This is a genomic window from Collinsella sp., from assembly GCF_052346665.1.
Lineage (GTDB): Bacteria > Actinomycetota > Coriobacteriia > Coriobacteriales > Coriobacteriaceae > Collinsella.
In genome coordinates, this window is the sequence record NZ_DAWDUX010000002.1 from 77,870 (window position 1) to 82,671 (window position 4,802).

Consider the following 4,802-nt stretch of genomic DNA (forward strand, 5'->3'; position numbering starts at 1 on the left):
TTATTGCTGCGGTGCCACGTGACGCCGTCATCGGAATAGATGGTACTCGTGTGGCCGTCGCCCTTACCGTACTCATAGGTGTAGCACGGCAGGATGATGCGGCCCGTCGAGGTCACGACGCCGCGGCCTGGTCCCACACCATAGAAGCAATCATTTTTGTCGACACTCGTGCGCACCTGCTCGTTGAGCATCATCGGGTCAGACCAGCTGGCGCCGCCGTCGCTCGAACTCACGAGCCACAGGTACGAAGTGGCCGTCACATGCAGGTCGGCGTTGAAATAGAACACGTTCTGCTGGACGTAATCGCTGCTACCCAGCTGTTGACAGTACACGGGATCTTTGTTCTCGTCGAACAGGAAATACTCCCGGTCAACGTAGAACTCGGTGGCTCCTCCGTCTGCCTTGATGACGGGAGCGTAGCCGTCGGCGCCAAAGTCGCCGACGTAGTGTGTGTAGCCAGTTCCACGCTCCGCACCGACGCTGCGCTGCGTATCGGGATTAGGAGACGCAAAGAGCACGAGGCGCTGCTCGCCATCGATCTCAACATAGCCGCTCGCATTGACGGGATGGTTGTTCGCGGCGGAGTTGAGCGCGACGCCGCCCGGCCACAGGTCGACCATCATGTAGACGGTGCCCTCCCTCTCGACCATCACAGGATCGATGAACGCCGTGGCATGGCTGTTATACGCGTTCGTGCTGTCGTTGAAGTAGTTGGGGAAGCTGTAGTTCCAGGTCTTTCCGCCATCGGTGGACTTGCTGACGATGGTATCGAGGCCGCCGGCGTCGCCGAGCGTGGTCCAACGCGCATCGATAGCCGAAAGCAGGCTGCCATCCTTGAGGGTGATTAACGAGGGGATACGGAAGTACTGGCTCCCCGCGGTCCCAGAAGCATAAGGCTGGTCATACGTGACGCCGGACGCGGGCTTGTCGTTCGGAATCACGTTCGGGGTGACCTCGGTCTTCTTGTATGCAACGAACCCATAGGGATCGGTCGAGACCTTCCATGAGCCGTTGGCCGTGTTGTTGAAGGCGAAGTAGTACATGGTACCGCTGACCTCACGACCGATGGAGAAAGAACCATCGTCCATCCGCTCGACCTTGAGCACCTGAGCCTCGTCTCCGGGAGTCGCACCACCTGCGGAGATGTTCAGGTACTTGCCGCTCGCCGTGTTGGACTTGACGGTGTAGCCGCCCTCGACCGCCTCGATGGTCCACTGGTGGGCGCCGGTGCCGGCAAAGTTGCCGGCGGTGCAGTCGGCAGGACTCAGCACGTCGGAGTGAGCAGACGTTTTGCACTTGTCCAGCGCCGCCGCACCATCCGTGTAATGCAAAATGCGGTACTCCGTCTTACCCGAACCCGCAGTAGCGGTGGTGGTCACGAGGGAATACGTTTGTCCCGACTCGATCTCGCCCGTCACCTTTTGGTATTCAATCGTCTTGGGCAAGCCGTTATCGGAGCTCACATCGGCCGCAAGCGCCGCCGCACCTCCAATCCCCGCTCCAGCGTCGCCTGCCTCATGCGCAATCGCGACCGCGGGTGCCCACGATAGCGCGAGGCATGTACTGGCGGCAACGGCCATTGCGGCAAGACGCCTGTCCTTACCCATATGAAACACCTTTCAAACAGCGCCTTCCCATGCGAACTATCCAAGGCGCACGAAACCCAATGCTATTTAATTTAGATAGATAAGCCCACCAGCTCGATGGGCATTCCGCAAACGGCGCCAACACTGCCGCCAACGACCAGCATGCAGATACTGGTATGCAAAGAAGATTGCCAGTTAAAGGCCATTATGGAGGGTCTGTGCGCAAAGTGGGGCAGAACAATCGGCCCCATGGAACCGGTCAAAAATGAGGGCCATCAAAGCAAACGTGTCTCCAGGAGCAGAGCGCGTGTTCGCGTGTTCGCGGACACGCCAGCCAATGCTATTCCACCCGTGCTCAGACAATCACTTAGCAACCAACAGCAACCGGCTAGCATCAAAATGGAGACGGAGCGTCTCGCCTTCACGGGGCAGCTCGTCGCTCGGCGTGTCCACCATGTCGACCTTCCACTGAATACGTGAACAAGCGCCCGCGAGCGGCGGATCGAGCAGCACCAGCCGCTCAAAACGCGAATCACTCACGCGCGCTACATGCAAATCGAAGCTGTTGCGGCGGCGCTTCCCCGTCTCACACGAGCGGTCTCGATGGATGTGGCGCGCGCGGACGCCCAGATACGCAACGTCATCGGGCACCTCGCGACCCACGTCGAAGGTCATGCCCCAGTCGATGGCCTCGACGTTTGTGGCAGAGACCTTGCACGCACGCGAGGTGTTCTTGCACCCCGTCAGGCGCATGCCGGCAAGCGTCTGGGGGCGCGTCATGAGCTCGCTCGCCGTACCGCTCTCCTCGATGCGCCCATTGTGCATCACGCAGATGCGGTCACACAGTCGGCACGCCTCGTCGATGTCATGACTCACGTAGAGCACCGTGCGATGCACCACCGAGAACACGTCGAGCAGATTCTGCTCAAGCGCGCTTTTTAGATAGGAATCGAGCGCGGAAAAGGGCTCGTCGAACATGAGGATCCCGGGGCGGGCGGCGAGCATACGCGCCAGGGCGACGCGCTGCTGCTGTCCACCGGATAGCTGGGAGGGATAGCGGTCGGCAAAATCGGCCATACCGAAGATGTCCAAAAACTGCCGAGCGCGTGCACGATGGAAATCGAGCTCGGAACCGCGGCTGGGGTACGCACGACCGGTGCGCGGCATGCCTGCGCAAACGTTGTCCTCGACCGTCATGTGCGGAAAGAGCTGGTAGCTTTGGAACAGCAGCGCCGTTTTGCGTTCTTGCGGCGAAAGGTCGATGCCGGCACGGGAATCGTAGAACGTCACGCCGTTGACCACGATGCGCCCCTCATCGGGGGTCTCAACACCCGCGATGCACCGTAGCGTGCAGCTCTTGCCGCAGCCAGACGCCCCCAGCAGGGCAACGCGTTCCTCCCCTGCCTCAAGAGATACGTCAAGGGAAAACCCCGGGTATCGCTTCTTGATGTCAAGACTCAGGCTCATCCCGCACCATCCTCAAACAGCGAACGCAACGCCTCACGATCGATGCACAGCGCGTCACCGCCGGTTTCCTCCAACCCGTCGCGCACGGAATCGGGTCGAGCACCGGAGTCCGCAAGACGAGAGACTCCGCACGCCCGATCGCAACGACGACCCGCCACCGAAGCGCAACGGAGGGCACCGGGCACCGTGCCGCCATCGCGATACCCCTGATGGCGCGCAGTGTAAGCGTTGATCCCCCATACCACGAGGAAGCTGAACGCAATGACGACCACCACCCAGAACAAGGCGACGGAGGTGTTGCCGCCCATCCACTCGAAGTAGATGGCAATGGGGATGGTCTGCGTAATGCCCGCGTAGTTGCCGGCAAAGAACAGCGTGCAACCAAACTCGCCCATGGCGCGCGCGAAGGCGAGTACCGTGCCCGCGGCGATGGAGGGCCAGGCAAGCGGAAGCATGATCTTGCGGAAGATGCGCGACTCCGACCATCCAAGTGTGCGAGCCGCATCTAACATACGTGAATCGAGCGACTCGAAGGCGCCGAGCGCCGTGCGGTACACGAGCGGGAAGCTCACGACCACCGCGGCGATGACCGCTGCCTGCCAGGTGAAGACGAGCGAGACGCCGTGCGCAATGAGCCAGCGGCCCACCGCGGTCGACTGGCCGAACAGCATGAGCAACAGGAATCCGCACACCGTGGGCGGTAGCACCATCGGAATCGTGAAGACCGAATCAAGCAGGCCCTTGATGCGGCTCGACGTGCCCACCACGCGCCATGCGGCGAGCAGTCCGAACACAAACGAGATGACGAGCGCAAGGCCACTCGTTTTGAGCGAAACCCAGAAGGGGCGGAAATCGATGGACGAGAAGAACTCCGTAGCACGCTCAGCGGGACCCACAGGAGCATCGGCGACCACGTCGGCGGCGGGAACAAGCTCGGCGTAGTCGCACCATAGTGCACCGTCACCCAAATCGATGCCGGCGGTGCGCGCCTGCTCCACCCCAGCTTGGCCCTCCGCAGCCGCCGCCCACGTCACCGTGGCGAACCGCGATCCGTCAGCAGCGCGGGCATTGAAGCGATACCGGCAGTCCCCGATCGTGAACACGTCGTCGTAAACCAACATGTACGGAACGTCCATGCTGGAAAGCAGAGCACCTCCCATACTCGCTTCCTCATCGAGGGCACAGATCATGGACCATAAGACGGAATCGTTTTCACTCACAAACGGATACAGTCCCAACTGCTGCGCCACACCCTCGTCTATGTGCACCAGCGTCATTTCGGGCGTCCTGATCACCACGACGCTCGCTTGGTCGGAGAGCGGGATCCGGTAGCCTTCAGGCGCACCGTCGACGCTGCGTGCCGTTCCCTTTGCCAGGCGTTCGAAGCCGGTGAGCCCGAACGTCGAGCCCTCGAACGTCGCCGAACCCTCAGAGGGCACCTCGACCCGATCAAGGTAGTCGGAGTAATTCCGCTGCACGGCCTCGCCGGCATAGGCACGAGGCTGGACGGCGGCGATGCAGACCAAAGCGATGATGATGCTCGCCAGCACGCGGGCGGGGGTACACGCAAGACGCATCCGAGCAGGGCCTCCGGCATGAACCGGGCGCCTTGAGCCCAACAGGGAGTCCACACGTCTGCTTCCCACGGGTCAAACACCTACCAATCAGCAATCTTGCAATCAAAAGGGGCGACCGTGAACTGCGCCCCGAAACTTGGACGCGATAAATCATAACCGCTAAGCGGCCTCC

The 4,802-nt window shown here is 61.4% G+C and carries 3 protein-coding genes; all 3 read right to left on the reverse strand.

Annotated elements, in window-relative coordinates; translation table 11 throughout:
* Window positions 1-1,607, reverse strand: a 1,607-nt coding sequence (locus ACT8II_RS00935) for an exo-alpha-sialidase (protein WP_443812801.1), incomplete at its 3' end; no start/stop codon positions are given.
* A 342-nt stretch (window positions 1,608-1,949) separates the two neighbouring features.
* Window positions 1,950-3,053, reverse strand: a complete 1,104-nt coding sequence (locus ACT8II_RS00940) for a sulfate/molybdate ABC transporter ATP-binding protein (RefSeq protein ID WP_443812802.1) — start codon at window positions 3,051-3,053, stop codon at window positions 1,950-1,952.
* A complete protein-coding gene (gene modB / locus ACT8II_RS00945) occupies window positions 3,050-4,630 on the reverse strand; it encodes a molybdate ABC transporter permease subunit (RefSeq protein WP_443812803.1) in 1,581 nt (526 codons plus the stop codon). The genes ACT8II_RS00940 and modB overlap by 4 nt, the downstream gene beginning before the upstream one ends.
* Window positions 4,631-4,802: the final 172 nt, after the last annotated feature.